The sequence below is a fragment of the Epibacterium ulvae genome, from assembly GCF_900102795.1.
GTDB classification, from domain to species: domain Bacteria; phylum Pseudomonadota; class Alphaproteobacteria; order Rhodobacterales; family Rhodobacteraceae; genus Epibacterium; species Epibacterium ulvae.
In genome coordinates this window covers 43942-67543 of the sequence record NZ_FMWG01000006.1, presented here as the reverse complement: position 1 = coordinate 67543, position 23602 = coordinate 43942, and the positions used below count along the sequence as shown (strand labels likewise).

The following is a 23602-nucleotide window of genomic DNA, read 5'->3' as shown; positions in this document are numbered from 1 at the left end:
CTATAGCGTAAACGTTGATCCCGCAGCATATGGGCTGCCTGCCCATCACCGTGTTTGTTCGTGTCACGCTTCAAGGGCAAACGGCGGATGTTGCTGGCCTGTTTGAAAATGAAGTGCGCAATATACCGGAGGTTCTAGAATGCTACGTCATGACCGGCGCAGCTGACTATTTGCTGCGTGTCGTCGCGTCTGACCTTAAAGACTATGAACGGTTTGTCCGCCAACGCATTCACAAGATTGGATGCATTAATTCCATCGACACCAGTTTTGTCTATGGCGTCGTGAAGCAGGCGCATGTATTTCCCAAACTTGGCGCTTAATCTACTGATGTTAAGGGGCGACGCGCCATGCGGTCCGCCAAGTTCTCGCGTCGAGGAAAGTCAGCTAACGTGCGCCGAATTTCGTCCGGTGTTTTCAGGTCCTTCAACCATGTATCCCCTGCGATGATTTCGGCATAATAAGGGATTTGCAGAAGCCGTTTATCCGAATCTTCCTCTATTCGCATCGTGTAGTAACCAATCTGATGGTAGTACATCGTGCGCGCGCGTACCAAAGCCGACATGGGGTCGTGGCCAAACCCTTCGAGCACCCACTGATACAATGAAATCCGTTTGCGATCGATAAAGCGTAGGGTTCGTGCTGCCAATTCAGACGTTTTGCTCCATTCTCTAACCGCAACATCCAATGGGGCATCGAACTGGGGGCTCAACACCCAGACATACGCGAGAGCGAGATACTGGGCGCGGGGTTCGTCGGCTGCGTCCTCAAGGGCCTCAATAAACGGATGAACATTGGTGGCCAGCCAATCTTTCAGTAGCGCGCGGTAAAGCGCATCGCGGTTCTTGAAGTGCCAATAGAAGCTTCCTGGGGTCACTTGCAATTTACGAGCCAGTGGCTCAACCTTTACGGCTGATATGCCACGCTTGATCAACACGCCACGCGACGCTGAAATCCAGTCTTCCGCTGAAATCGAACCTGCCTTTGGTGCTCTTTTCTTAGCGCTCAATTTGGTTTCCGATCCATAGATTCGTTCGTCAGCTTACTTTCATCCGATTTTGTCCGGTGTGGCCGTACGTATTAGTGACGCTCACGTATATGCTGTGTCCAGCTCGGAAAGACCAGTCAAAGTGACGATCTGCCGGTCAAGCATCTCCCAAACCGCTTCTAAGAGCCCAGCCCTGACATGCATACGGTATGTCTGGGGTTGATTATGACGATATAGAAGAACACCAAAACCGTGCCACAATCGCGAAACAGAGGGCGAAGGCGCATTTGCAACAAATTCCGTACCTGTGGCGATCAGTCGTTCGGCATTCGGACCGGAAATGGACAAAACTGCATAAGCGGAACTCATGTCCGAAACAGCAACGCTTTCGCTGACATGCCACCCATCGGACAAGACTGGTCCATTCACAACCAGAATACGATCTCGTCTCTGACTCACAGCATAGAAATCATCCGATGCTATCTCTGTGCCGCCCTTAATCGCGATATCTGCACCGCAAATCGAAAGGCAATTGTTCAGCGCACCGCTGATCACGGTTTGTCGTCCCACATCAAGCATGTGTACTTCGATGCCTACACCTGACAGTGCAGGGCGTTTTCGGCCCAAGATTGCTGGCCATTTACTGCGATCATCACGCATCAATTCGTGCTCCCTCGGTATCAAATGCACAGGACGGTGTAATAGTTGCCCGCCGGGTTTTTCCCATGTGGTAGATTTCTACCGGCTGGCCCATGGCCCCCAGACCACCGCTTACCAATGCCAACGCGATCGGTCGTTCGAGGGTTGGACTGTCGTGGCTAGAGGTTACGTACCCCAGAGACCGCCGCTCCCCATTTTGAACCGTTACGATATGCGCTCCAATCGGAAGCTTAGGTTCGCCATCTTCGACGGAGAGACCTACAAACTGTTTGCGATCCTCTCGGTTGGCGTTTTCTGTATGTAGACTTCGGTCTCCGACAAACGCTGCGGATTTGCGAAGGCGAGGGGCACCAAACCCAAGGTCGTGGGGCATGGTCTCCCCTTCGGTGTCTTTACCAACGATGATGTAACCCTTTTCGGCCCGCAAGACGACCAGCGCCTCGGCCCCAACGGGGCCAGCGCCATGTGGCTTGCCAGCAGCGATCGCCCGTTGCCACAACCTCACCGCAGCGCTGTTGGGCACCGAAACTTCAAAGCTGCTATCCCCGGTGAAGCTGACACGTGCAACACGGGCCGGAACGTCTTCGAATGCGCCAAACCTCAGCGTCATGTGCGCAAAATCGTCCAACGTGTCCAGAACACCCAACGCGTCGACGATGGCACGGGCCTTGGGGCCGGCGATCGTGACCGTGGACCAGTTCTGGGTCGTGTCATGGATATGAACGCGATCCGGGTCGAAACTGTCCTGTCGCCAGTTTTCAAGATGCGCCATGACTGCATCTGCATGAGAAGAAGAACAAGAGATGATGAAACGCGTTTCATCCACACAAGCAATGACCCCATCGTCAAAAACCAAACCGGATTCGGTCAGCATAAAGCCATACCTGATGCGGCCGGGCTTCAGATTGGACATGGTGTTGTAATAGACAAAATTTACAAAGGCGCGCGCGTCAGGGCCGATCACTTCAATCGTGCCGAGCGCTGAACCGTCCATAATAGCGGCAGCATCTCGCGCAATCTTGCACTCGCTGGCGACAGCACTTTGTTCATCGTCACCACCATACCAGGCTGGACGCAGCCAGCCGCCATATTCCCCAAGTGCCGCGCCAAGCGCGCGGTGCTCAGGTTCAAGCGTAAGGCGTTTGAGTGGCGCGACCTGTGTGTCGCGAGAAGCACCGCGATAGGCTTCTAGTGGAACAGGTACAAAAGGCGGGCGGAATGTGGTCGTGCCAACTTCCGGGATTCTTTGACCCTTTAGATCGGCCATGGCCGCCAGACCGGCTATATTCGATGTTTTACCCTGATCGCCAGCCATGCCAAGCGTAGTGTACCGCTTCAGGTGCTCAACCGAAACCATGTTCTCGCGATGGGCTAGCGCCACGTCTTTGAGTGTGACATCGTGTTGGAAATCTATCCATTGACGTCCTTCGGTATTTTTCGTGTTCGGCAGAAGCGGAGAAATGCTATAGACATGACGTTCAGGCCGTGAGGTGTTGAGCGCGGCACTTCTAGCCTCTTCCTCAACTGCGCTTCTTTCATAGGTGCCATTCGCGCCACCGATCACGCGCATCCAATCTGGTCCTGTGGACGGTACAAATGTTTGTCGCCCCTCGTCCCAATCAAGCTTCCCGCCAGCATGACGCCAGAGATGTACCAGCGGTGTCAGCCCTGCCGATGCAAGGATCGTATCGCAAGGATAGGTATGTCCGGCGACGCGCACCCCTTTAAGGTTTCGGTAGCCAATCGCTTTCGCTGGGTCCGATTTCGGATCAAGTAAATCGACTTTCGCGCCTGCATTTTCCAGCTGTGCAGCCACATCGTGTGCGTCCGGACGATTTGAAAGGATAGCGATCTGCTGACCAACCAGAACGCCAAAGCGCGCCAGAAACTCTGCGCCTGCATCCAGCGACATAACTCCCGGGCGATCATTATTGGAAAAGGTGACGGGGCGATCTACAGCACCGGTTGCGACAATGACGTTATCGGGGCGCAGTTTCCGGACGACGGGAGCAGTTCCAAGCCCTCGATCTGTAACAATCGAAACCGCCTGATGATCATAGACGCCAATCGCAGTTGTGCTGCTCAACACCCGTCCACCGGCATCTTCAATTGCGGATAGCTGCTCAGCAACCCAATATGACGGCCCTTCCGCGGCATCATTGGGGTAACGATAAGAACTGCCGCCAAAGTCGGGATGATCATCGATCAAAAGAACCGACTTTCCGGCTTTGGCTGCAGCGCGAGCTGCCGTCAATCCAGCGGGCCCGCCTCCGATGACGAGTGTTTCACAGTGCTCATGCAAGATCGCGGCTTCGAAATCGTCTTGGACATCTGCGCTGAGAGTGCCAATCCCTGCCATTTTCCGGATCATTGGCTCGAAAAGGTGCCAATCTGGCCACATAAACATCTTATAGTAGAACCCGGCAGGCATGAATCTTTGGGCAAGATCCAAAATACCTTTCAGATCTTTTTGAGCTGTCGGCCAGGCATTGACGGAACGAACTTCCATTCCGTCGACCAACTGAGTCATGGTTGCCTGACAGTTAGGGTAGTGCACGCCGCCGTGTTTGATATCAACTATTGCGTTCGGGTCGTCGAACCAAGCGCCCCAAACACCACGTGGCCTATGGTACTTGAAACTGCGGCCGAAAATGCGGACGCCAGAAGCCAGCAGGGCTGATGCGACGGTGTCGCCCTGAAATCCCTGATAAGTCTTTCCATCAAAACGGAAGCTGAGTGTTTTCGAGCGGTCAAGCAGACCGCGCGTTCCAATGCGGTGCCCGGTCATGCCGTATCCTTTCTCATCGCGGTGGTGCCCAATACTTCCATGGTGACGCTGTCGCGTTCCATGATGAAATATTCCTGGCAGGTTGTATGAACCCAGATCTCGCGGGTTGGTCCCTTGGTGTTTTTGCAAAAAAACAGGTAGTTGGCCCACTCTTTGTCGCTGACATCTTGTGTGGTGTCAGGACGTGTTTTTCCGGCCTCGCCAGCGAAATGAAACTCTCGTTCGTCGCGAAGACCGCAAAATGGACAGGAGAAACGTTGCATTCAACTTACTTTCTTCAATGCGCAATGCCAGAGCCGGCAGCCTCATCTAGGAGGCGGCCAGTACGAAAACGGTCAGGGTCAAAGGGTCGGCTGATATCGTGATGGTTGCCGGTCGCCAGTAAATGCGCAAAGACATATCCGCCTGCCGGAATAGCTTTGAAGCCCCCCGTTCCCCAACCGCAGTTAATATAGATGCCCTGAGTGCCCGAAGGTCCGATTAGAGGGGAACTGTCAGGACTCACATCCACGTTGCCCGCCCAGTGCCGCAGCAGTTTGACCTTGGCCAGTGCAGGTGCCATCTCAATGATACCGGACAGAACAGTCTCTTGCGTCGGCGTGTTACCACGCTGCGCATAGGATGGAATGCGGTCCAATCCGCCGCCAATAACCAAACCACCTTTGTCGGACTGGCTGAAATAGCTTCCCGTCATAGGTGAAAAGGCGACTGTATCCATGACTGGCTTGACCGCCTCAGTGACGAAGGCCTGAAGTGCGTAAGAGTTGATGGGCAGGTTGTATCCTCCCATTTCGGCAAGCACCGAAGAATGACCGGCAACCGCGACGCCAACGCGATCAGACCGGATTTTTCCCAGTGTAGTTTCGACACCCTTGCACACGCCACCTTCGATCAAAAAGCCGGTGACCTCGCAATTCTGAATGATATCAACACCCTGTTGGTCAGCTGCGCGCGCGTAGCCCCAGGCGACCGCATCATGGCGTCCGGTTCCACCGCGCCCTTGAAAGATGGCGCCATGGATGGGATATCTGGCGTCGCTTCTATAATTTAGAATGGGTGCTTTTTTCTGAACGTCTTTGACATCCAGCAGTTCCGCGTCCACTCCATTGATCTGCATCGCATTTACTGTTCGTGAGGCTATTTCCATCTCAGCTTCGGAATGGGTCAACACCATCATTCCACGCTGCGAGAACATCACGTTGTAATTGATGTCGCGGGAGAGCTTTTCGTAAAGCCGAACCGAAAGATCATAGAGCCGTGTACTTTCTGGGTAGAAGTAGTTCGACCGGATCACTGTCGTATTCCGACCCGTATTGCCGCCACCCAGCCAGCCTTTTTCGATCACGGCAACCTTTCTGATGCCGTGATTTTTTGCCAGGTAGTACGCCGTTGCTAGGCCATGGCCACCGCCACCTATGACAATCACATCATAGGCGTCTTGCGGGGCTGGGCTCCGCCAAAGCGGCGCCCAGCCTTTGTGACCTTTTAACCCTTCGCGGAAGACCGAAAATGCCGAATAGTGGCGCGTCATATCGATTTCACCTTGTGTAGCTTTGGCTGATTTTTGCGCTAACGTACTTGTCATCAGTACACCCCAAGAAGCCGTGGCAGAAACAGCGACAGGCTTGGTACGTATGTCACGATCAACATAACCGGCAGAGCTACGAAGAAGATCAGTTGCAGTGCAGGTTTGACCGATTCATGGATTGATGCTTTGCCGATCTTACATGCCATATAGAGAATGGGTGCCATCGGTGGGCTATTCGCGCCGATTACGACAGAACACGCAACGATAGATGCGAAATGTACTGGATCAACGCCAACTGAAACCATCAGGGACATGAACAAAGGCGCAATCACGACGGTGACAGAAACGTCATCCATGATCATGCCAACGAAAGTGAGAAACGCATTTACGATAAGCAAAATCAGGATCTTGTTCTCTGTCAGAGACGTCACGAATTTTGTCAGATCCTGCGGCACACTTTCTGCAACCATGATCCGCCCGATCATCAGGGAGAACAGTAGGATCATGATAATAGTACCGGTCGTTTCTCCGGCCTTTACAATGCTTGTTATCAATCGCTTGGGTGTCAGATTTCTATAAATGAAGAAGCCAACCGCGATTGACAAAACCACTGCGATCGAAGCTGCCTCTGTCGGTGTTGCGAACCCGCCATAGATTCCGCCAAGAATGACGAGGGGCATGAGGAGTGCTGGAATGGCTTTGAATGCTGACTTCCAGAAACCGTCTCGCTCTGCATCTGTCTGGGTCGGTTTATGGTCATCAGATTTTGCGGCCTGTGCTTCGTCGAACTCGCGCAGGAAGGTCTTACAGGCGATCTTATTGTAAATAATCAATCCAATGATCAGAACAATTGCCGGCACCACGGTGGCCGCGAAGAGCGCTGTGATCGACTGACGTGTCACAACACCAAACAGAATCAATGTGATAGATGGTGGGATAAGAATGCCGAGCAGCGAAGATATCCCTAAAAGAGCGCTGGTGTATGGACGGGGATAACCACGTTCAGCCAATGGGTCGACCATGATTGTGCCAATGGACGCGACGGCGGCAGTGGCCGTTCCAGAAATCGCTCCAAAGACAGCGGATGACATCACAAGCGCGGACCCTAAACCATTTCTGCGCCCTTTTACCGACGCTTCCATAAACGTGATCAACCGCCGGGCAATGCCCCCGGATTCCATCAGGTAACCGGCGAGAATAAATAGTGGCAGCGCCAGCAGAATGACTGAATTCAGGCCTCGAAACCCTTGTAGAAAAAGGGTGGTAGTGTTTGTGTCGTAAGCCCAAACTAAGTAGGCCAACACCCCCGCAAAAGACCAAGCAACTGGGACACCATAAATCATCAAGGCAATGAGGATAAGGATACCGTAGACGGGCTCCATGTCATTCACTCCCTTCGTTCGTCTTGAGCAAACCGAACGCACGAATTACGTCTCGAAACCCGTAGGTCACAAAGAAGACGGTCGCGATCAGCATCGATGCTTGCTGCCAGAGAAGCGGGATACCCAACGCAGGAGTCGTCTGAGGCCGCTTTAGAGCCCAAGCCAGCATTTCGCTCGCGAGATAAAGTACGAACAGTGAAATGCCAAATACGATGATGGACTTGCTGATCTCATAGTACGCCTTGAGTTTCGGTCGGACGATGCTCTGCTCAAGAAAGTCGACGGTCAGGTGCTCGTTGTTTCGTGAAGCGACCATACAACCTAGCATGTACAGCCAGAGCGCGCAGATCGTTGCCATTTCGAGCGTACCGATCATCGACGACCCAAAAAAGTAACGGGAAAGTACCAGAAAAAAGACCAGCCCAGTCATGAAAACGCTGGTTAGGATAATCATCACGTTAAATACGACGAAAAGAAAATCGTCGATCTTTTGCAGTTTCTGCATGTTTGCCTCGCTATGAAAGAAAGGGCCATAGCGGTATGCGCCATGGCCCACGCACTTGGCGGGATCAGTTTGCTTTGGCTCTGATCTTGTCCATGATGTCAGCACCGATCTGGTCTTCCATCAGGGGCCAGACCGCATCGCGGACCGCCACTTTCATTGCTGCGACTTCCTCTTCCGAAGGCTCGATATACTGCATCCCGCCTTCCACGGCGCGTGCGATATTGGCTTCGTCTTCAGCGCGGGCGCCGCTGAAACGCTCGTCCATCATCTTGGCCGAGGTGTCGAGGATCAGCTGCTTGTGCTCATCCGACATACCGTCAAACGTATCGGCATTTGCCAAAATGTTGCCGGTCACGAAATCGTGGCGTGTGTGGACATAGTAATCCAGCAACTCGCCGAAGAATTCATAATCCCAGTAGATTACGTTCCCTGAATCGCCGTCAACAACACCGGTTTGGATTGATGTGAACACCTCCCCCCATTCCAGCGCTTCGGTCTGATATCCAAGCGCCTGCATGGTGTTGGGGATTGGGAAGAATGGCTGAACACGGACTTTGATGTCGTTTGCATCTTCGATATTGGTTGAGAACGTGCCGCGTGTTGCAACACCAGCAAAACCTTCAGGCCATGCGCCCAGATACTTCAGGCCGATGCCGCCAAAAACTTCGTTCATGATCTCGCTGGCCCAGCCATTATGGCCAAAAGCTTCGCTTGCTTCTTCCCAGCTGGAGACCATGAAAGGTGTGTTCACGACACCAATTCGCTTGTCATATGACGTGGATGGCCAGCTGAGCATAAGATCGACTTCACCGGCAACAAACAGGTCAAACACTTCAAGCTGACTGCCCAACTCATCCTGATAGAAGACTTTTACGTCAATTTCACCGTTACTGCCTTCTTCAATACGCTCGGCCCACTTGGCGATTGCAAGTCCCGAAGGGGCATCATTTGTGCCTGAATCTGTTGCGATCTTCAGTTCGATTTCTGCGAAGGCAGCTGTGCAAATCATCGACAAGGCTGCAGCGCTGCTGAGCAAAAGGGTTTTCATAGTTGTTCTCCATGTTGGGGCGTCATTTTTTTTGTTGGTGCTTTATTTTTTTGGGGATCCTCTCAACAATAGGGTTCCCTACGGTTAAACATAGGCTAAACTATATTAAGAATGCAAGGATTCTCTTCGCACGCACCGATCGGTATTTTGGCGGCTCATCTGATCCAACGCATGGTGAAGGAAAAATTCTGTCCTTAAGGACAGTGGGAGGCTAAGAAACAATGAAGTCTGCATATAAGGCAATTGTCATTGGAGGCGGGGTCGTGGGGGCATCAGTCCTTTACCACCTTGCAAAATTCGGGTGGAAAGATGTTGCACTCGTAGAGCGTGCTGAATTGACGGCAGGGTCAACCTGGCACGCGGCTGCGGGATATTTTTCGCTTAACGCCGACCCAAACATCGCAGCGCTTCAGGCTTATACGATCAACCTGTACAAAGAAATTGAAGCCGAGAGCGGGCAAAGTGTTGGAATGCATGAAACCGGTGGCCTGATGTTGGCTTCCAACCCACAGCGGTGGGAGATGTTGAAGGCCGGGCTTTCAACCTTCCAAGCTATTGGCATTAACTCCGCAAAACTAATGTCTCGTGACGAAGTCCATGACATCATTGGTGATGTTATGAAGACTGATGATATTTATGGCGCGCTTTACGATCATAACGAAGGGTATCTGGACCCCAACGGGGTGACATACGCCTATACAGGGGCAGCCAAGAAACGCGGTGCCGATGTGATCCTGCGCAACCGTGTTCTGGAACTTAATCAACGCGGTGACGGCACATGGGATGTCGTGACCGAACAGGGAACCATTCACACGGAACATGTTGTGAATGCGGGCGGCCTGTGGGCCAAGCAATGCGGGCTTATGGCGGGCGTTGACCTGCCCGTCACACCGATGGAACACCACTATCTGATCACTGACAGCATTCCGGCTCTGACCGAGCGCAAAACAGAAATCCCTCTCGTGGCAGACCTTGATGGATTTACTTATGCCCGACAGGAGCGGGACGGAATGCTACTGGGCGTCTATGAGCGCAATGTCAAACATTGGATGATGGATGGTGCCCCTTGGGATTACGGCATGGACCTGATCCCCGAGGATATTGACCGGATCATGCCCGAGCTTGAGATCGGGTTCGAACGCTTCCCGGCACTGGCCGAGACAGGCATTCGCCGTTGGGTCAATGGCGGCTTCACATTTGCACCGGATGGCAACCCGCTTGTTGGTCCGGTTGGGCCACGGGGTTATTGGGTGGCCTGCGGTGTGATGGCAGGTTTCAGCCAAGGAGGTGGCGTCGGGAAAGCGCTTGCGGAATGGATGATCAACGGTGCCCCTGAAGAAGATGTATTTGGCATGGATGTTGCACGCTTTGGACTGCATCAATCCAACCGGGAATATATCCGTCAGACAACGGGTCAGTTCTATGCCCGCCGTTTCATGATCACCTACCCAAACGAAGAGCTTCCCGCAGGGCGCAACCTGAAAACCCCCGGCGCCTATGCTGATATGAGCGCGGCCGGGTGCCGCTGGACCAACATTTGGGGCATGGAAGCACCTGCATATTTCGCTCCAGACCCTGAATTTGTAGAAACCGGAACGCTGCAACGAAATGCCGCTTTTGATCTGGTGGGCGAGGAATGCAAAGCCGTAGAAACTGCTGCGGGCCTGCTGGACATCACCGCCTACTCGCGGTTCGAAATTTCCGGTCCAAACGCTGACGCCTTTTTGGACCAGTTGCTCGCGTGTAAATTGCCAAAGCCCGGAAAGGTCAAACTTGCCCCCATGCTGGCAGAGGATGGCCGCCTCAAAGGAGATCTGACGCTGTTCAACTGGGGCGACGGAACGTATTGGCTGATGGGTAGCTATTATCTGCGCGCTTTCCACCAGCGCTGGTTTGACGACCATAATGCGGTTGGGGCCGTTATCCGTGATCAGTCAGACGCGATGAGCGGTTTTTCTTTGCACGGTCCTAAGGCCCGCGAAATTTTACAGACCTTAACCGAAACAGACCTATCCGGACTCAAGATGATGAATGCTATCACCATTGATCTGGGTCTGCTGCGTGTCAAACTCGCTCGTTTGTCACTGTCCGGTGAATTGGCTTACGAGATCAATTGTTCGACCACTGAACATGCAACTTTGCGCCGAATGTTGCTTGATGCCGGGCGCAACTTGGGCATTCGTGAAATTGGTTTTCGGGCCATGGCTTCACTGCGCTTGGAAAAAAGCATCGGCATCTGGAATGGAGAGTTTACACAGGCTTATACACCAGAAATGACCGGACTAAATCGATGGATCGCATGGGATAAGGGAGAATTTGTTGGCAAGGGGGCCGCGAAGAATGACCTTCCGCCTGAGCGCGTCTTATGCATGTTGGAGATCGAGGCGAATAACGCGGATGCGATGGGCTTTGAGCCCGTACGTTCACAAGGTTCGATTGTCGGCATGACAACAACGGGCGACTACGGGCATCGGTTGCAGAAAAGCTTTGCCATGGCTCTTATTGATATCTCACATGCCGAGGTCAGCACCTCAGTCACTGTTGATATCGCGGGAGAGCGTCAGCAAGCGACAATTATCGAAATGTCTCCATATGATCCTTCTGGGTCGAAAATGCGGGCTTAGTCGATCTTGATACGTTGATCTCATTTTGAATGCGTAAAGCCCCCCTTTCTAGTGGGGCTTCACCTTACGGTTTTGATGGGATTGAAACAACAGCCACGATGGGAAGGGAAACGTTGTTGATCTGTATGGACCAGATTCCTGACAATACGGCCAATCGAAACGCAAAAAATACACCGATAACGTTCGAAATTTTTATCCAGAACAGTTTCTCTGACCTCGAAGTGGCTGCAGTTACATCTGTTTTGGATATGGCCAATCGAATACTGGAAAGAAAACAATTTCATTGGGAGTTCGTTTCTGACACGCCGGGATTGGTCGAAGGTCGCTGCGGAATGATTGCGAGAGCGCAGCCTTTGATATGGGACCAGAATCTTAAGACATTTTTAGTTGTCACCGGTGGTAACGGAATAAAACTAGATGCTTGGCTGCCGCGAGTACGCGCTATGCGAAGGCAGTCTGCCCCCGTCGTGTTACTTTCTGATGCCGCGACGGCGTTTATCCGCGAATGGCGAAGCACAAATGCGGCGGTAGCGACGCATTGGTATGACGTTTGGATCTTGGAGGAGACAGGTAGCTACCCCAATTTAACGCGCCGATATGCAGCAGTTTCTGAGGGAATCGTGACGTCAGCCGGATTAAACTACACACCGGAATTGATCATCACCTTAATCGCTAACTTAATATCGCCAAGCGAATATATGGAAATATGCAACCGCCTGTTGGTGCAATCAATTCGTGATAGCAGGTCTGAACAACCTAAAGGGATAGGCTATTTGATGAGCGCGTTTGGGTCCAAGGTTTCTGGCGCTATAGAAATCATGGAAGCTAATATAGAAGAGCCGATCTTACCGAAAGATATTGCGAATAGAGTAAATGTATCCCTGCGTCAGCTGGAACGGCTGTTTGTCAAAAACGTCGGGATTCCCCCCGCACGATATTACAGAAGCCTAAGAGTTCGGAAGGCACATGCACTCGCAATGGAAACCGACATGACGCTTCTCAATGTCGCCCTGGCAACGGGTTTTTCCTCCGTTGCAAGTTTAGCCGCCGCATATCGAAACGAATTCAGAAAAAGTCTGCAAAAAACCCGAAAAAGCACCGGTTTGAAGATTCGTTAGAAATGTAACTGTACTGATTACGTCAGAACTCAATTCGAAGTATCTTTGAAACTGTATCTCTGGGAGTTGGTTGTTGATTGTCACTGAGAACTGAATCGGTAGCTATCGTTGCCGGTTTCTAGGATGTGGCAGCGGTGGGTGCACCCGGCCACGTCTCGGTCGAGATCAACAACGGAGACCGGCGTGCCCTAATTACAGGAGATGCGATCCACACAACCGCGCAGTGCCGGTATCCCGAATGGCATTTCAAATTCGACTCCGACGCAGAAATGGCCGTGACCTCTCGTCGGAAACTGTTGGAAAGCGCGTCGGAAACAGGGTGCCTTGTGCTCGGGAGCAACTTTGCCTCGTTCCCAGAGGTCCACAACTTTTCCAGAAGTTGTGGCAAGCAAGATAAAGATCAGCTCCATTTTGCTTTCAAAAAATATACACCGAACACATTGTGGCGCTTCGAGCCAGACTGGGATGACACCGCGAACACTTGTGCGCAATCGGAACCGACTTTTCTCGTCGCTCGGCTACCTGCCGTTGCTATCGTCGCACTTGTTAAGATGAAATAGCGTTTCATGCTGCCGTTAAAATGGACACCATGCGGGGTGCTGTTGAAATGCGTAGAAAACCTCATTCTGACTTCTGATTCTTGATTCTGGTTCAGAATGTGCTTCCTTTCTCATCTCTTGTCACAAGACGAAAAAGACATAAGAAACAGAAAATCATGAACTGTACTCTGACGCAAAAATGCAAATAACCTGACTGAAAGGAAACTCAGTCGTGATTACATCACAACTGATGTTTGAGTGGTGAGCCGTGCAGGATTCGAACCTGCGACCCACTGATTAAAAGTCAGTTGCTCTACCAACTGAGCTAACGGCCCACTCTCTTATCATCAGGCAACACTTTGAGACACTATTATGACCGTTAGATCAATAACTTAACTTGTGTCCGATGCGGTAGTTGGTGACTACCGTGTCGATCCGATAGGCGGCTATCTAGGGGTAGCAGCTCTGAGGGTCAAGCGCTTTTTTCAACTTTTTTCAGACAAGGCTGGATTCACTTATCTGCCAGAGCTATATGGCGCTTATGAACAGTTCGTCAGATAACACATTGCCCTTCATGAAAATGCATGGGCTGGGAAACGATTTTGTCGTCGTGGATGCACGTGCGCAGCCAATTGAAATTTCGCCCGATATGGCCAAAGGAATCGCCCATCGGCGTTTTGGAATTGGGTTTGACCAGTTGACGGTGATTTCAAAAGGCACAGGCGACGCACATCTGACGTTTTACAATTCAGATGGCTCAACCTCTGGCGCATGTGGCAATGCAACGCGCTGCGTTGCACGCTATCTACTGAATGAAAGCGGCGAACGTGATCTGCACTTAACCACGGACCGTGGCGACCTTTATGCAGTCGATGCTGGTGATGGTCTAACATCTGTTAATATGGGTCCTCCGCAGCTTGCCTGGCATGAAGTTCCGCTTTCCGAAGAGATTGACACGCTGGAATTGCCCATAGAAGGCGCCCCAACGGCGACGGGCATGGGAAATCCCCATTGCACTTTTTTTGTTGAGGATGCGACGGTCATCCCGCTCGAAGAGTTTGGCCCCCGATATGAGCATCACCCGCTTTATCCCGAACGCACGAATGTTCAGGTCGCGCATCTAGTCGGGCCGGATCACGTCCGCATGCGGGTCTGGGAGCGGGGCGTTGGCGTCACCCTCTCCTCTGGGTCATCCTCTTGTGCAACAGCAGTTGCAGCAGCGCGCCGGGGGCTGACAGGGCGCAAGGTGCAGATTGATCTGGATGGCGGCACGCTTTGGATTGATTGGCGCAAGGATGGCGTTTGGATGACCGGCCCCACGATGCATGTCTGTGACGGGCACTTCACGCTGGAATTTCTAAATTCTCTGGCCACAAAATGAGCGCCCCTAAATTCACCACTTTGGGCTGTCGGTTGAACGCATATGAAACCGAAGCCATGAAAGAGCTTTCAGAAGCTGCCGGTTTAAAAAACGCGGTGGTCGTGAACACCTGTGCGGTCACCGCAGAGGCCGTGCGCAAAGCCCGCCAGGAAATTCGCAAACTGCACCGGGAAAACCCGGATGCTCCGATTATTGTAACAGGCTGTGCAGCCCAGACCGAGCCTGAGACCTTTGCCAAAATGGACGAGGTTTCTCGTGTGATCGGCAATACGGAAAAAATGCAGGCCGATACCTGGCAAGAGATCGCCCAAGGCCCTGATTTCATCGGCGCGACCGAAAAGGTTCAGGTTGATGACATCATGTCCGTCACAGAAACTGCCGGCCATCTGATCGATGGGTTTGGCACCCGCAGCCGCGCTTATGTTCAGGTACAAAACGGCTGTGATCACCGCTGCACCTTTTGCATTATCCCCTATGGCCGGGGCAATTCACGTTCTGTCCCTGCCGGAGTTGTTGTAGATCAAATCAAACGGCTGGTGGATCGTGGCTACAATGAGGTTGTCCTGACCGGCGTTGATCTGACCTCATGGGGGGCGGACCTGCCTGCCGCACCCAAATTGGGCGATTTGGTCATGCGCATCCTGAAACTGGTGCCCGACCTGCGACGCTTGCGTATTTCTTCCATCGATTCGATCGAGGTGGATGAAAACCTGATGCAGGCTATCGCAACTGAACCCCGCCTGATGCCGCATCTGCATCTGTCGCTACAACATGGGGACGATCTGATCCTGAAACGGATGAAACGCCGCCATCTGCGCGATGATGCGATCCGGTTTACAGAAGAGGCGATGAAACTACGCCCAGACATGACATTTGGCGCGGATATCATTGCGGGGTTCCCAACCGAGTCTGAAGCCCATTTTGAAAACTCGCTCAAACTGGTGACGGACTGCAATCTGACGTGGTTGCATGTGTTTCCCTATTCCAAACGCGAAGGCACCCCGGCCGCGCGTATTCCACAGCAGGTGAACGGAAATGACATCAAATCCCGCGCGGCCCGCCTGCGTGCGGCAGGCGTTGCGCAGGTCCAAAAACACCTCCAAGCGCAGATTGGCCGTACCCATCACATCCTGATGGAAAACCCACACATGGGGCGCACCGAACAATTCACTGAGGTGACATTTGAGACACCTCAGCCCGAAGGCCAGATTGTGAGCGCCAATATTCTGGGAACAACAGACACACAGCTGCGCGCCTAAGAGACAGACCTTTTAACAACGCGATCTGTGTCACTGGAGCTGACTTCGCTCAGCTCTCCCTTGTAGTGAACCAGCAGTCGGCCAGTCAAAGGCGCGCGAAGTTCTACGTCGAAGTGAAAACGTCCCTGCGCTTCAAACTCTCGCGCATTCGATATTGGCAAAAGCCACTTTGGCAAAGACACAGGTCCAAGCCTTGCAGATTTTACAGGGTAGAAAAGGCTACCGTTTTTCACCTCAAGTCCAAGTAAAAAGGTAAATGGACCGAAACGTTCGGTCATGCCCTTTGGTGTTGCCCGCAGCGTCGATCGAAAAATGTGCTTGCCGAACTTACGTTGCCAAACCTCATGGTCCGATGAGATGGTTTTGGTGACCTCAATTGAAACATCAGCCGCTTCGCCGGGAAATCCGAAAACCGCGGCTAAAAGTCGGCTCCATAAGCTCTTTCCCCGCTCCACTGACGCCCGCCCTTGCCACCTGCTCATATAGGGTGTGCAATGTGAGGACTGGACAGATATTGGCAATTCAGAAAAAGCCTCCCCCAACACCTCGGCAAAAATGGGCTTCAGATCTACGGACTCACGTTCAAAAGACACTTGCAAGTCAGACATCGCAGCCTCCGCTGCGTCTAATGTGATGATCTCAAGCGCAGGCTGAGCACCGATTGGAAGAGTTGTACTTCGCAACAAAGTCCGAATGGCAATAGCGGGAATATATGGACCATCGCCTGCATCAGCGCGCAAACGCCACCAATGGCGTTGTTCTTTTGCTGTCACCTCAACAACCATTCCTCCAGCCCCACTTCCAAAAGGCGCCAAAAGATCCGCAGCACCTTTGAACATTCGCAAAAGGCCGGGTGTGATGGGAATGGGCAAAAACCGTCGAAGCATCGCAAACACCCAAAGACCATAGCGCATCACTGCAAGCTCTAATCCAGCACGGAAAACCACAGTTTGCGCCTTGAAGTGAGCTGGGAACAATAAGGTATCGGGTACGTTTATCTTAAACCCTTGGCGCACCTCTTGGCCCGGCAGCATATAGTGTTTTGGATCAGACCAGCCCATATCGTATTCCCACCTCCCCGCACGAAAAATACGCATGGGGCACCCGGCTTGAGATAAGATCGAAGCCATCACTGAAAGCCCTCTCGGGCTTTGGTTTCCCGGCAAAATCGCAATGTCGAGTGCATTTATCGATTGCGACCCGGCAAGGCTGCGCACAGCAGCGCTCGAAAGTGCGGGTACTGTAGACATTCCCGAAAGGACACAGACACCTGCAGATTTCGCTTCCGCTTCCAAACTTGTGATTCCTGCACAAAATGCAGCATCATCCGACAAGTCTAAATAGTGCACACCGCACTCAATCGCCGCGCGTGCCACCCGGTACGGGTCTCCTTCATAGGCATGGAATGGCCCTGCTGCGTCCACCACAACATCATAGTCACCAAGTGCGCTCAGATCTCCAGTGCGATCCATCTGCTGGGCCGCACAGCCTAATTCGGCGGCATAAGCATCAAGAGCCCCTTTTTGCCGGCCTGCAATCGTAACTTCATGTTGGTCGCGCACTAAAAGTTGGGCGAGGCGTGATCCAAACACGCCACTCCCACCCAGTACTAGAACCTTCATCGCAAAAGCCGCTTCTGAAAGGACGGATCGGGCAAGGCGCACATATCCTTGTGGCCAAAAACAGTATAGCGATTGCGCGCCATACGCTGGTACAGCCAATGCCGGAGGGGTTTGGGAACGAGATGCAAGCACAACGCCAGACGGGCCCATCCCCCAAACGTTGCGCAGGCATAGAGCACCGCGTCAAAATCCATATAAGGCTGGCCTTGGTCCAGAAACAACCAACTGTCGGGATCATCTGGCTGCAGCCCATAGTGGCGTAGCAGCGCAGCACCCAAGGGCGATTGGACAGGACAGATGCGTACAGTGCCGCGTTTATCCAACCGATGGATCATCTGTGCGCCCCAACTGCAAAGCGCACATTCTGCATCCATCACCGCGACGGGTGTTGTGTCATCAAAGAGCGGGACATCAGAATCATCACGGTAGGAGTATGCTGCCTGTGCCATAGATCCTCTGAACCGATGCAACGGCCAATGCCATGAAGAGCAAAGGCCCAAATATAAAAAGCCCCCGTCACATGCGGGGGCTTTTTATTTCAACATTGCTTAGTGCAGCTTTTTGCCCTTGTGCGGCGCCCACAGGCGCTTGTTGGTCAGATACAGCAGCACGGACAACAAGATCAGGAACAAAACGCCCACCAGACCGGCTTGTTTACGGTCCATCATCTTGGGCTCTGCGGTCCACATCAGGAAGGCCGAGATATCCTCGGACAGGTGATGCAGATCGTTTGCATGGCCATCAATGAATTCTACCTGCTCATCCGACAGTGGGGGCGCCATAGCGATCCAGCCACCAGGGAAGGCTTTATTTTCATAGAATGTCGTGCCAGCTTCTTCTTTGGTCTCACCTGTATAGCCGCTCAAGAGAGAGGCAATATACTCAGCGCCGCCCATGCCTTTTACGATCTGGTTGATGCCCAAACCGTAAGGACCGTGGAAACCAGCACGTGCTTTTGCCATCAGGCTAAGGTCAGGTGCAGTTTCAAGCGCGCTGCCCGGGAAGTTATCCGTTGGCTTTGCTGGACGATCATCGTCAAGCTCGGCATCATAGACGCTGAAATTATCAGATGCGTAGGCACGAACCTGATCTTCTGGCAGCTGCGGGCCACCTTCATCTGCAAGCGTGCGGATTGGAACCAATTCCAGTCCGTGACAGGCTGAGCAAACCTCAGTGTAGATCTGCAAGCCGCGTTGCAGCTGGTTCTGGTCGAAAGATCCAAAAGGCCCTTCGAACGAGAACTGAAAGTCTTCGATGTGCTGCTCGCCGCCACCTGCCGCAAAAGATGCGGCAGGGATGAGCGCCAGAGCAAAGGCAGCACCGGTTACAAGTTTCTTGAACATTGGTAGCTGTCCTTCTTCTTACTCAGCAGGAGTAGCTTCGGATTTCTTGCCGTAATGGGCATTGAAATCCTCTTCGATGGTTGCAGGCATCGCATCAGGCTTCTCGATCACACCCAAGAGCGGCAGGATCACGAAGAAATATGCAAACCAGTAAGTAGAGGCGATCAGCGAGAAGGTCGCAAAGGGCTCTTCCGCAGGCATCGCACCCAGCCACATCAACGCAAAGAAGTCGATGACAAGCAGCAGGAACCACCACTTGAACTGTGGGCGGTACTTACCCGAACGCACGCTTGATGTGTCCAGCCAAGGCGCCAGCGCCATTGCGATGATCGCACCAAACATAGCCAGAACACCAAAGAACTTTGCGTCGACAATGCCGCCGGTGACAAAGGAGGCAAACTGCACAACCCAGACTTCACCGGTGAAGGCACGCAGGATTGCGTAGAACGGCAGGAAGTACCATTCAGGCACAATGTGCGCAGGCGTCACCAATGGATTGGCTGGAATATAGTTATCAGGGTGGCCAAGGTAGTTTGGCATAAAGCCAACAATCGCCCAGAACACGACCAGAACAACAGCCAGACCAAGGAAATCTTTGATCACAAAGTAAGGCCAGAATGGCAGAGTGTCTTTTTCTGCTTCTTCTTTCGACCCTTTACGCACATCAACACCAGTTGGGTTGTTGTTGCCTGTGGTGTGGAACGCCCAGATGTGTACAATCACCAGACCTGCAATCACAAACGGCAAGAGGTAGTGCAAGCTGAAGAAACGGTTCAGCGTCGCGTTGTCTACCGCTGGACCACCCAGCAAAAGGGTTTGGATTGGCTCACCAACAAGCGGGATCGCACCAAACAGACCAGTGATAACGGTTGCACCCCAGAAGGACATCTGCCCCCAAGGAAGAACATATCCCATAAAGGCCGTACCCATCATCAGGATGTAGATAAGCATCCCGATAATCCACGTGATTTCACGAGGGGCCTTGTAGGAACCGTAGAAAAGACCACGGAAAATGTGGATATATACCGCAACAAAGAACAACGATGCGCCGTTCATGTGAACGTAGCGGATCATATGACCTCCGTTCACGTTGCGCATGATGTGCTCAACACTTGCAAACGCCAAATCAACGTGCGGGGTGTAGTGCATCACCAAAATGATACCGGTGACAATCTGCAGAACAAGGCAGAAGGCCAGAACGATACCCCAAATCCACCACCAGTTCAGGTTTTTGGGAGTGGGGATCATAATAGTGTCATAGATCAGACCAACAACGGGCAGGCGGCTGTGAAGCCACTTCTCTGCACCCGTTTTGGGCTCATAATGGTCGTGAGGAATGCCGGACATCAGGGTCTCCCTTAACCGATTTTCAGGGTGAGGCCGTTGTCCCAGCGTACTGGTGGGATCGGCAGGTTTTCAGGCGCAGGACCTTTACGGATACGGCCAGCCAGGTCGTAGTGCGAACCGTGGCACGGGCAGAACCATCCGTCAAAATCGCCAGCATCGCCCAGTGGAACACAACCAAGGTGCGTGCAAACGCCCATCTGAACCAGCCATGCACCGGGTGCTTCCCCTTCAGGAGACGGCAACACGCGGTTTTCATCGCTCGCAGGCGCGGCTTGGTCGGTGATGTTTGCATTTCGCGCGACCGGATCAGGTAGGTTGCCTACGGCTTCTGAGTCCTGTTCCTGTGCTTTTTGGATTTCTGCACCAGTACGGTGACGAATGAACACCGGCTTACCGAGGAACATCACAGTCAGCTGTGTACCGGGCTCTACACCAGACACATCGACGAAAATCGACGACAGAGCCTGAACATCAGCGGAAGGGTTCATCTGGTTCACAAGAGGCCAAATCGCGGCTCCTGCGGTCACAGCCCCGGCGCCAGCAGTGGCGTAATAGAGGAAATCTCTCCGGGTTCCTTCGTGGTCTTCTGCGTGGGACACGAGGTTTTCTCCAATTCCAGCGCCCATTTAGGGCAAACATGCGCATGCACCGCTTTAAAAAGCGGAGCCTCAATTCGGGTATCTAAACGGGAGAGACGCATTCGTCCAGCGGTCAAAGCAGCGCAGGGGGCCAGAGTGTGGCCTTTCTTTCACAGAGTTGACGCAAACACAGGATAATATTGTAACCCTTCTTTTGCGTTTCAAGCCCTCTCCGTTCAAAACACGCACTCACTCGGGCCGTGTCGCGGCAAAACTAGAAAGCGATTCGAAACTCGCGTACCAATCAGCCAGCGCTTCATTCCCCTGCCGCCAACCAGCGTCAGGATGACGGAAATCCACATAACCCAACGCACAGGCAACGGAAATCTGCCCCATATCAAGCGGACCTTTCAAATGGCTCATCCAGCGCGTATTCAGGGCTGCACAGGCGGCATGAATTTTTCCCATTTGAGCCGCAATCCAATCTTCCAACACATGATCCTCACTGCGAAAGCGACGTTCATATGTGATCTGCAGGGCGGCTTCGGTGATGCCATCTCCGGTCGCCTCTAGGACTTTGCTATCCCAGCCCGCATGATACAATCCGCTCTGGAAATGGGCGTCCAAAAATTCACAAATCACCCGGCTGTCATAGAGTGTGGGGCCATCATCCCGCGCCAGGGCCGGGATTTTTGCCAGCGGATTGGCCGACCGCAAAGTCTCATGCGGGGCCATGGGCGATGTCTTCACCAATTCAATCTCAATTTCATCACCGCGCCCTGTTTCCTCCAACAGCATACGCACTTTGCGCACAAAGGGGGAAGATAGGCTGCAATAGAGCTTCATGTCAGGGCCTCCAATTTGTCTCGCTCACCCTATGAGCGAAAAGGCTGCGCTGTCCACGATAGAACCTCATGCGCGTGCGTTAAAAACCCCTTGCACACTTTCAATCCGCTTGGCAGTGTCGGCCTCGTTCTCAGGGCGGGGTGAAATTCCCTACCGGCGGTATATGGAAACATCCATGAGCCCGCGAGCGGCCCCAAACGGGGTGTCAGCAGATTTGGTGAAAAACCAAAGCCGACGGTTATAGTCCGGATGGAAGAGAACGAGTGATGAGAGCACAGGCGTTGGCATGTGCCCTCTTTGCCCGTGATCGCCTTGGGTGACGTGTCAAACCGAAGGAGATTACTATGACACACACCCGTTTTGCTTTCATCAAGGCCAATTGGCATGCTGATATCGTGGATCAAGCCCTTCAGGGGTTTCTGTCCCTCATTCCAGCGGATCAGGTCGATGTCTTTGACGTGCCCGGCGCGTTTGAGCTGCCCTTAATGGCACAGGACCTGGCCAAGACAGGAAACTACGCAGCCATCGCCTGCGCGGCCCTCGTGGTCGATGGTGGTATCTATCGCCACGATTTCGTTGCACAAGCCGTGGTGGATGGGCTGATGCGTGCAGGGATGGACACAGGCGTTCCAGTCTTGTCCGTCTCCTTGACTCCACACCACTTTCAGGAAACCGACCATCACGTCGCCATCTACCGCGAGCATTTTGTGCAAAAAGGACGCGAAGCCGCGCAGGCCGCTTTGCTGATCACAAAGACCCGCGCAAAGGCAGCAGAATTGGCTTAATACCGCGACTTTGTCGGGGCATGAGACAGGCTCTTGCCCCGGTGAAACGCAAAGCCCCTTGAGAGACAGCGCGCACAAGAGTAAGCACAGCCCAGCATTTTGGAGGGCATCCCATGTCGATGAACAGCTTTGGCCATCTTTTCCGTGTGACCACCTGGGGTGAAAGCCACGGGCCTGCCTTGGGCGCAACAGTAGATGGCTGCCCTCCGAATGTGTCGGTAACACCGGAAATGCTGCAGGTCTGGCTGGACAAGCGCCGCCCGGGTCAGAACAAAAACACCACCCAGCGCAATGAACCGGATGCGGTAAAGATCCTGTCTGGCGTGTTTGAAGGCAAATCGACCGGCACGCCAATCCAGCTGATGATCGAAAACACCGATCAACGCAGCCGCGACTATGGAGAAATTGCCCAAACCTTCCGCCCTGGCCATGCGGATATCACCTATTTCCAGAAATATGGAAACCGGGATTATCGTGGCGGCGGGCGCTCCTCTGCGCGCGAAACGGCCGCACGCGTTGCCGCGGGTGGCGTGGCCCGTGAAGCGATCAAAGCTCTTGCGCCGCAGATCCAGATCAAAGGCTACATGACCCAAATGGGTGAGATGGAAATCGACCGCAGCCGCTTTGACTGGGATGCAATCGACACCAATGATTTCTGGATCCCCGACGCCGCAGCTGTTCAGGACTGGGAAGACTATCTGCAAGGCCTGCGCAAAGCGCATGATTCTGTTGGGGCCGTCATCGAAGTGGTTGCCAAAGGTGTGCCAGCAGGTCTGGGCGCGCCGATCTATAACAAACTGGATACGGATCTGGCGGCAGCAATGATGTCGATCAATGCGGTAAAGGCTGTTGAAATTGGCGAAGGCATGAATGCCGCTCGCCTGAAAGGCTCTGAAAACGCAGATGAGATCTTTATGGGCAATGATGGTCAGCCCGTTTACTCTTCCAACCATGCCGGAGGTATTCTTGGCGGCATTTCAACCGGGCAAGAGGTTGTCGTGCGGTTTGCTGTGAAACCCACATCATCCATCCTGACACCGCGCGCGTCGATCCGCAAAGACGGCACCCCGGCTGAGGTGATCACTAAGGGCCGCCATGATCCTTGCGTTGGCATTCGTGCCGTACCTGTGGCCGAAGCCATGATGGCCTGTGTGATTCTGGATCATCTCTTGCTGCACCGCGGGCAAATTGGTGAAAACCAAGGGCACATCGGCTAACCCACTTTCACAACGGCCGTTACCACATCCTTCCAGCCTTAGCGTCA

Annotated in this window: 21 protein-coding genes, 1 tRNA gene and 1 riboswitch; of the genes, 7 read left to right on the top strand and 15 right to left on the bottom strand. The window is 53.1% G+C overall.

The genetic code is table 11. The annotated features are described in order from the left end of the window. The first annotated feature begins 14 nt into the window (after positions 1-14). Positions 15-320, top strand: coding sequence for an Lrp/AsnC family transcriptional regulator (locus BLP79_RS20215; RefSeq protein ID WP_332835866.1), 306 nt, complete (start codon positions 15-17; stop codon positions 318-320). On the opposite strand, the gene BLP79_RS10810 is transcribed toward BLP79_RS20215, so the two are convergent. From BLP79_RS10810 to dctP, 8 genes are all read right to left on the bottom strand, one after another. After that, positions 317-1006, bottom strand: coding sequence for a TetR/AcrR family transcriptional regulator (locus tag BLP79_RS10810; RefSeq protein ID WP_157843981.1), 690 nt, complete (start codon positions 1004-1006; stop codon positions 317-319). The two genes, BLP79_RS20215 and BLP79_RS10810, sit on opposite strands and share 4 nt — an antisense overlap. Positions 1007-1087: 81 nt before the next feature. Then, entirely contained in the window at positions 1088-1645 is a 558-nt protein-coding gene (locus BLP79_RS10805; RefSeq protein ID WP_090218883.1) for an aminomethyltransferase family protein, read from the bottom strand. Continuing rightward, positions 1638-4433, bottom strand: coding sequence for an FAD-dependent oxidoreductase (locus tag BLP79_RS10800; protein WP_090218882.1), 2796 nt, complete (start codon positions 4431-4433; stop codon positions 1638-1640). Before BLP79_RS10800 ends, BLP79_RS10805 begins: the two co-directional genes overlap by 8 nt. Next, positions 4430-4696, bottom strand: coding sequence for a sarcosine oxidase subunit delta (locus tag BLP79_RS10795; protein WP_090218880.1), 267 nt, complete (start codon positions 4694-4696; stop codon positions 4430-4432). The genes BLP79_RS10800 and BLP79_RS10795 overlap by 4 nt, the downstream gene beginning before the upstream one ends. Before the next feature lie 14 nt (positions 4697-4710). After that, the gene (locus BLP79_RS10790) at positions 4711-5964 is read right to left on the bottom strand and encodes a sarcosine oxidase subunit beta family protein (RefSeq protein WP_090219180.1); all 1254 of its coding nucleotides are present in this window, start codon (positions 5962-5964) and stop codon (positions 4711-4713) included. Between the two features lie 53 nt (positions 5965-6017). Further along, positions 6018-7343, bottom strand: a complete 1326-nt coding sequence (locus BLP79_RS10785; RefSeq protein ID WP_090218878.1) for a TRAP transporter large permease — start codon at positions 7341-7343, stop codon at positions 6018-6020. A 1-nt stretch (position 7344) separates the two neighbouring features. Then, positions 7345-7848, bottom strand: coding sequence for a TRAP transporter small permease (locus tag BLP79_RS10780; protein WP_139163196.1), 504 nt, complete (start codon positions 7846-7848; stop codon positions 7345-7347). 64 nt (positions 7849-7912) lie between these two features. After that, the gene (gene dctP, locus BLP79_RS10775; RefSeq protein WP_090218874.1) at positions 7913-8896 is read right to left on the bottom strand and encodes a TRAP transporter substrate-binding protein DctP; all 984 of its coding nucleotides are present in this window, start codon (positions 8894-8896) and stop codon (positions 7913-7915) included. Between the two features lie 221 nt (positions 8897-9117). On the opposite strand from dctP, the gene BLP79_RS10770 reads away from it, so the two are divergent. Beyond that, a complete protein-coding gene (locus BLP79_RS10770; protein ID WP_090218872.1) occupies positions 9118-11520 on the top strand; it encodes a GcvT family protein in 2403 nt (800 codons plus the stop codon). 29 nt (positions 11521-11549) lie between these two features. Continuing rightward, positions 11550-12638: a GlxA family transcriptional regulator gene (locus BLP79_RS10765; RefSeq protein ID WP_090218870.1), complete on the top strand. Its 1089-nt coding sequence runs from the start codon at positions 11550-11552 to the stop codon at positions 12636-12638. A 798-nt stretch (positions 12639-13436) separates the two neighbouring features. Here the strand turns inward: BLP79_RS10765 and BLP79_RS10755 are convergent. Further along, positions 13437-13512 (bottom strand) — tRNA-Lys (locus BLP79_RS10755). A 197-nt stretch (positions 13513-13709) separates the two neighbouring features. On the opposite strand from BLP79_RS10755, the gene dapF reads away from it, so the two are divergent. Both dapF and mtaB read left to right on the top strand, forming a co-directional pair. Next, positions 13710-14558, top strand: a complete 849-nt coding sequence (gene dapF, locus BLP79_RS10750; protein WP_090218868.1) for a diaminopimelate epimerase — start codon at positions 13710-13712, stop codon at positions 14556-14558. Next, the gene (mtaB, locus tag BLP79_RS10745) at positions 14555-15817 is read left to right on the top strand and encodes a tRNA (N(6)-L-threonylcarbamoyladenosine(37)-C(2))-methylthiotransferase MtaB (protein ID WP_090218867.1); all 1263 of its coding nucleotides are present in this window, start codon (positions 14555-14557) and stop codon (positions 15815-15817) included. The genes dapF and mtaB overlap by 4 nt, the downstream gene beginning before the upstream one ends. On the opposite strand, the gene BLP79_RS10740 is transcribed toward mtaB, so the two are convergent. From BLP79_RS10740 to BLP79_RS10715, 6 genes are all read right to left on the bottom strand, one after another. After that, entirely contained in the window at positions 15814-17439 is a 1626-nt protein-coding gene (locus BLP79_RS10740; RefSeq protein WP_090218865.1) for a saccharopine dehydrogenase family protein, read from the bottom strand. The genes mtaB and BLP79_RS10740 overlap by 4 nt on opposite strands. Beyond that, positions 17436-17888 (bottom strand): thiol-disulfide oxidoreductase DCC family protein, encoded by a 453-nt coding sequence (locus tag BLP79_RS10735; RefSeq protein WP_090218863.1) that lies wholly within the window; start codon positions 17886-17888, stop codon positions 17436-17438. Before BLP79_RS10735 ends, BLP79_RS10740 begins: the two co-directional genes overlap by 4 nt. Positions 17889-17987: 99 nt before the next feature. Further along, positions 17988-18782 carry a cytochrome c1 gene (locus BLP79_RS10730; protein WP_090218861.1) on the bottom strand — a complete coding sequence of 265 codons (795 nt, stop codon included), beginning with the start codon at positions 18780-18782 and terminating at the stop codon, positions 17988-17990. Between the two features lie 18 nt (positions 18783-18800). Continuing rightward, complete coding sequence (locus tag BLP79_RS10725) at positions 18801-20129, bottom strand: cytochrome b (RefSeq protein WP_090218860.1); 1329 nt, start codon at positions 20127-20129, stop codon at positions 18801-18803. Between the two features lie 11 nt (positions 20130-20140). Beyond that, on the bottom strand, positions 20141-20728 hold the full coding sequence (gene petA, locus BLP79_RS10720) for a ubiquinol-cytochrome c reductase iron-sulfur subunit (RefSeq protein ID WP_090219178.1): 588 nt from the start codon (positions 20726-20728) through the stop codon (positions 20141-20143). Between the two features lie 228 nt (positions 20729-20956). After that, complete coding sequence (locus tag BLP79_RS10715; RefSeq protein WP_090218858.1) at positions 20957-21553, bottom strand: glutathione S-transferase; 597 nt, start codon at positions 21551-21553, stop codon at positions 20957-20959. A gap of 122 nt (positions 21554-21675) precedes the next feature. Continuing rightward, positions 21676-21818, top strand: a riboswitch (FMN riboswitch). A gap of 79 nt (positions 21819-21897) precedes the next feature. On the opposite strand from BLP79_RS10715, the gene BLP79_RS10710 reads away from it, so the two are divergent. Both BLP79_RS10710 and aroC read left to right on the top strand, forming a co-directional pair. Next, positions 21898-22338 (top strand): 6,7-dimethyl-8-ribityllumazine synthase, encoded by a 441-nt coding sequence (locus BLP79_RS10710; protein WP_090218856.1) that lies wholly within the window; start codon positions 21898-21900, stop codon positions 22336-22338. A gap of 113 nt (positions 22339-22451) precedes the next feature. After that, positions 22452-23555, top strand: coding sequence for a chorismate synthase (aroC, locus tag BLP79_RS10705; RefSeq protein ID WP_090218854.1), 1104 nt, complete (start codon positions 22452-22454; stop codon positions 23553-23555). The last annotated feature ends 47 nt before the right edge of the window (positions 23556-23602 follow it).

Excerpts from the sequence above, each read along its gene's own strand:
- BLP79_RS10730 (WP_090218861.1), bottom strand. The coding sequence starts at position 18,782 with ATGTTCAAGAAACTTGTAACCGGTGCTGCCTTTGCTCTGGCGCTCATC.
- mtaB (WP_090218867.1), top strand. The coding sequence starts at position 14,555 with ATGAGCGCCCCTAAATTCACCACTTTGGGCTGTCGGTTGAACGCATAT.
- aroC (WP_090218854.1), top strand. The coding sequence starts at position 22,452 with ATGTCGATGAACAGCTTTGGCCATCTTTTCCGTGTGACCACCTGGGGT.
- BLP79_RS10710 (WP_090218856.1), top strand. The coding sequence starts at position 21,898 with ATGACACACACCCGTTTTGCTTTCATCAAGGCCAATTGGCATGCTGAT.
- BLP79_RS10785 (WP_090218878.1), bottom strand. The coding sequence starts at position 7,343 with ATGGAGCCCGTCTACGGTATCCTTATCCTCATTGCCTTGATGATTTAT.
- dctP (WP_090218874.1), bottom strand. The coding sequence starts at position 8,896 with ATGAAAACCCTTTTGCTCAGCAGCGCTGCAGCCTTGTCGATGATTTGC.
- BLP79_RS10725 (WP_090218860.1), bottom strand. The coding sequence starts at position 20,129 with ATGTCCGGCATTCCTCACGACCATTATGAGCCCAAAACGGGTGCAGAG.
- BLP79_RS10715 (WP_090218858.1), bottom strand. The coding sequence starts at position 21,553 with ATGAAGCTCTATTGCAGCCTATCTTCCCCCTTTGTGCGCAAAGTGCGT.
- BLP79_RS10740 (WP_090218865.1), bottom strand. The coding sequence starts at position 17,439 with ATGAAGGTTCTAGTACTGGGTGGGAGTGGCGTGTTTGGATCACGCCTC.
- BLP79_RS10780 (WP_139163196.1), bottom strand. The coding sequence starts at position 7,848 with ATGCAGAAACTGCAAAAGATCGACGATTTTCTTTTCGTCGTATTTAAC.
- BLP79_RS10770 (WP_090218872.1), top strand. The coding sequence starts at position 9,118 with ATGAAGTCTGCATATAAGGCAATTGTCATTGGAGGCGGGGTCGTGGGG.
- BLP79_RS10735 (WP_090218863.1), bottom strand. The coding sequence starts at position 17,888 with ATGGCACAGGCAGCATACTCCTACCGTGATGATTCTGATGTCCCGCTC.
- dapF (WP_090218868.1), top strand. The coding sequence starts at position 13,710 with ATGGCGCTTATGAACAGTTCGTCAGATAACACATTGCCCTTCATGAAA.
- BLP79_RS10790 (WP_090219180.1), bottom strand. The coding sequence starts at position 5,964 with ATGACGCGCCACTATTCGGCATTTTCGGTCTTCCGCGAAGGGTTAAAA.
- BLP79_RS10795 (WP_090218880.1), bottom strand. The coding sequence starts at position 4,696 with ATGCAACGTTTCTCCTGTCCATTTTGCGGTCTTCGCGACGAACGAGAG.
- BLP79_RS10800 (WP_090218882.1), bottom strand. The coding sequence starts at position 4,433 with ATGACCGGGCACCGCATTGGAACGCGCGGTCTGCTTGACCGCTCGAAA.
- BLP79_RS10765 (WP_090218870.1), top strand. The coding sequence starts at position 11,550 with ATGCGTAAAGCCCCCCTTTCTAGTGGGGCTTCACCTTACGGTTTTGAT.
- BLP79_RS10805 (WP_090218883.1), bottom strand. The coding sequence starts at position 1,645 with ATGCGTGATGATCGCAGTAAATGGCCAGCAATCTTGGGCCGAAAACGC.